The organism is Streptomyces sp. NPDC045701, from assembly GCF_056432045.1.
In genome coordinates, this window is record NZ_JBWKJV010000136.1 from 1 (window position 1) to 4,025 (window position 4,025).

Annotated in this window: 1 protein-coding gene; it reads left to right on the forward strand. The window is 66.1% G+C overall.

Annotated elements, in window-relative coordinates:
- The first annotated feature begins 57 nt into the window (after positions 1-57).
- Positions 58-3,066, forward strand: a complete 3,009-nt coding sequence (locus AC07DW_RS33640) for an RHS repeat-associated core domain-containing protein (protein WP_478861408.1) — start codon at positions 58-60, stop codon at positions 3,064-3,066.
- Positions 3,067-4,025: the final 959 nt, after the last annotated feature.

Below are 4,025 nucleotides of genomic sequence, written 5' to 3' on the forward strand. Positions count from 1 at the left end.
GCCCACACCAAAACCACCGCCATCCTCCCCGCCGGGGAGAGCGACCCGGCCAGGGCGGTGACCACCACCACCGAGAAGCTCGATGCTGCCGACCGTACGGTCGCCTCCTCGACCCGTCACGCGGACGGCACCCCCGTCCCCGCGGCTTCTCAGGCCTTTGACGGGCTCGGCCGGGCGCGGGAATCCACGGCCAGGGATGTCACCACCCGCCTGGCTTACGGCACCGGCGGCACGGTCGACACCGCCACCCTCACTCCGGCCGCGCCCGAGACGTTCCCCGGGGGTGAGGTCACTGCTGAACCGCGTGAGGATCTGACCGGCGGCCCGGTGGTCAAAACCCTCAACTCCGGTCAGGACAAGCGGTCCGGGACCATCCTGAAGCGGGACGATGCCGGACGGGTGATCGAGGAAAAGGACCCCACCGGCGGAATCATCTCCACCCTCTACAACGACCGGGGCGAGGCGGAGAAGGTAACCCGCCCCGACGGGACGGTCACCACCACCGCCCATGATCCGGCCACCGGCCGCGTGGTAGAGACCGCGACAGTCTCCGCTGACGGCAAAACCACGGTGAAAACCGCCTACACCTACGACAAGGTGACCGGCCGGGTCACTGAGGTGTTCGACCCGGCCGACAAGGCCGGCACCCGGATCGGGTACACCTACGATGCGGACGGCCACGTCACCAAGGTGACCTACCCCGACGGCAAAACCCTCACCCAGGAATACGACACCCACGGCCAGCTCGTAGCCTCGACCGACACCGCGGGCGCGCGCACCGTCTACACCCACAACGACGACGGAACCCTGCGCTCCGCGCAGCAGACCGGTGCCGGCGGGAAGGTCCTCGCCGAGGTGGCTTACACCTACGACGGACTCGGCCGGATCGAGAAGGCCGAACGCGGCAACAAGGTCACCACCTCCTACACCTTCACCGGTGCCAGCCAGGTCAAGAGTGAGAAGACCACCCGCGCGGACGGGTCTGTGGTGAATGAGGCCTCCTATACCTATGACGCGCACGGCAACCTCACCTCCCGCACCGACACCCGCCCCGCCGTCAACGACACCGGCGCGGTCGTCAGAGACGAGCACGGCGGGGTGAGCATGGCGGTCACCACCACCGCCTACCGCTACGACGCCTACGACCGCCTCATCCACTCCACAGTCAGCAACGACAAGGGCGAGCCGGTCACCGAAACCGCCTACACCCTCAACGTCTCCGGAGACATCACCCGCACCGAAACCACCCGCCACGACCAGCAGGGCAAGAAGACGGTCACCGAACACGACATCGACCCCGCCGGCCGCCTCACCGCCATCACCACCAACGGGCAGAAGAAAACCCAGGAATTCGACCAGGCCGGAAACCTGACCAAAGACCACCGCGGCAACACCTGGACCTACAACCCCCTAAGCCAGCCCGTCTCGGTTACCACCCCCGACGGCACCACCACCCGCTACACCTACTGGGCCGACGGCACCCGCAAAACCGCCACCACCACCCCCGGCGGGGAACAAGCCGGGCAAGGCGGCGGTGCGACGGTGACCGGGTTCTACTACGACCCCACCACCGGCACCATCACCAACGACACCCACACCACCACCAGCGGTGACGGGGCCGTCCAGCAGCTGGACACCATCACCGGCTCCTACCTCCAGGCCGCCACCCGCGAAGCCCGCACCCTCACCACCAGCCAGACCGGCACCCCAGCCGAGACGGCCCAAGCGGCCCAGACAGCGAACGCCACCGGCGGCGGATACCTCCACCACGACCGCCACGGCAACACCACCACCCTCACAGGTGAGGGCGGCCGCGTTAATGCCGCCTGGCACTACACCGACTACGGCCAGCACACCACCCCCACCACCCACACCCCCCTGCCACCCGCAGGCACGACAGCCAGCGGAACGGCGACCGCCAGCAGCACCGGTACCGGCCCCACCACCACAGCCGGCAGCCCAGGCGCAGCCGCGGGCATCAACCCCTTCACCTACGCCGGCGAATACACCAACCCCACCACCGGCACCCAATACCTGCAAAGCCGCCTCTACGACCCCACCCAGAACCGGTTCATCAGCCGCGACCCCGCCCCCCTCCACAACCGGTACATGGCCTTCGACGCCAACCCCGTCATGAAAACCGACCCCACCGGCAACACCGCCGAGCTTGACACCATCATGAATGGCGTGATGATCGGCGTCTCCGCCCTCCTGGGAGTCATATCACTGGCCCTGGCCATCCCCACTGGTGGCCTCTCCCTGGGCTTGGCTATAGCCGGTGCTGCCTTCGACGCCGCGGACATTGCCCTGAACGCCGCCGCCGCTGCCACAGGAAACAACCAGTGGGACAATCCACTGCAGATCGCTGCAAGTGCAGTCACCGGCGCTGGTATCGCTTTTGGGCTGGGCAGTATTGGCGTCGCTATAGGCCGTGAAGCGGTCAAGACATACAAGGCATACAAGGCATCCAGGCAGATAGAGGCCGCTCGCCTGTACAACGACAGCGACGGCAGTCCGGCGATCGTGGAACTTACCAACGTGGACTCTGCACACTGGCCGAGACTGCTCCTGCCACTGCTCGAAAAGAACAAGCCAGATCGAATTGAATTCGTTTACTTCAACAGTAAAGGCACAGAAAGGCTGGCGGCTGGCGTACTGCAAATCGACAGCAAAATCGACCCCAGCCTGAGAGCACCTTCCGGCTCGCCTCGTGATGGCATTAGGGCACCGCGTTTGAGCGGTCACGAGACCGTCGTGTGGTCAATGGGACTTCCCCATGCAGGTAAAGACTCGTCCCCCTCCGGAAAGTTTGCCGCCGGAATGATCATGCAGATGTTCCGAAAAGATGGCAAGCTAGGCCTGCAAGTAAACTCGGATAGCGGCCACTACGGGAAACACTTCAACAAGCAAAAACTTCGCCAGGGGTTTGAAAAATTCCTAACAGATCGAAATGTGCACCTTGTCTTCCATCCCTACCAGGAGGGGCAACATCGTTTGAAGAAGACCGCAACAATGTTGCTTCATGAGGTGGAGCCAAATGCCTCGCCGCTCGTCAGTGACCACTGACAAACGGGCCATATGGGACTGTAGAAGCGTCGACAAAGGGCGGGCGCAGCTGAGCGAGGCCCAGCGCGAGCGGCTGGCCGCGCTCGGCGTCACGGCGCTGGAACCGGCCGCCGCACCGAAGGCCGATGGCGGGCGGGCGGCGGCGTGCGAGCGCGGGGTGGCGGCGGCGCGCGCCTACCTGGCCCGTGAAGGCACCCTGACAGGCGTTTCAAGGGCTCACGTCGAACACGTGGTACACGACGGCCAGGAGCACACGGCCAAGCTTGGGTGTATGGCTGTCCAAACCACCGCTCCCGCCGTGCGGCGCTCCCCGCGGACCGGATCGCGGTACTGACGGAACTTGGGGTGTGGTGACCCGCCGTTCTTCCGGTCGACGTCGAGGCCGATCAGACCGAAGTCAGGCACTCGGCGGCAGCAGGCCGCCACTTTCCACAGACCGTGTTGCTCGGGTGCGCTGATTCACCGAGCCGCTGACACCGGGGCCATCGGGGCATGCCGATGGCCCCGGGGCTTGGGAGGGGGAGCCGGGGCCATCCACGCACCCCTGGGGGCCAGGGACAAGGAGTTAAGCGCAGACACTACAACGACCCGCTCCCCGCCCGGTAACGGCAGGGGCTGCGCGTTTGGGGGGGCGGGGAAAGGCGCCGGTCGTGTCGTTAACCGACACCGGCCAACAGCACGCCTACTGTCAGCACCAGGGGCGCGGCTCCGGGCGGCACCGGCACGCGGCCCTGGCCTGAAGGCCCGCCAGGCAGGAAATCCCGCCTCGCCGCCCCACGCCTGCGGGCTGCTGCCCTGCACGCCGCCTTCTACGGGGATCGTGACTGGATAGCTGGTCACCGGCATTCGAGTTGATCTCGGGGTCCCGTATCGTGATCATTGGGTCTCATGTCCCGGACCGCGCCGCTTCCCAGCTATGAGGAACTCGCGGCGCTGGTGGTTGAGTTGCGGAGCGAGCT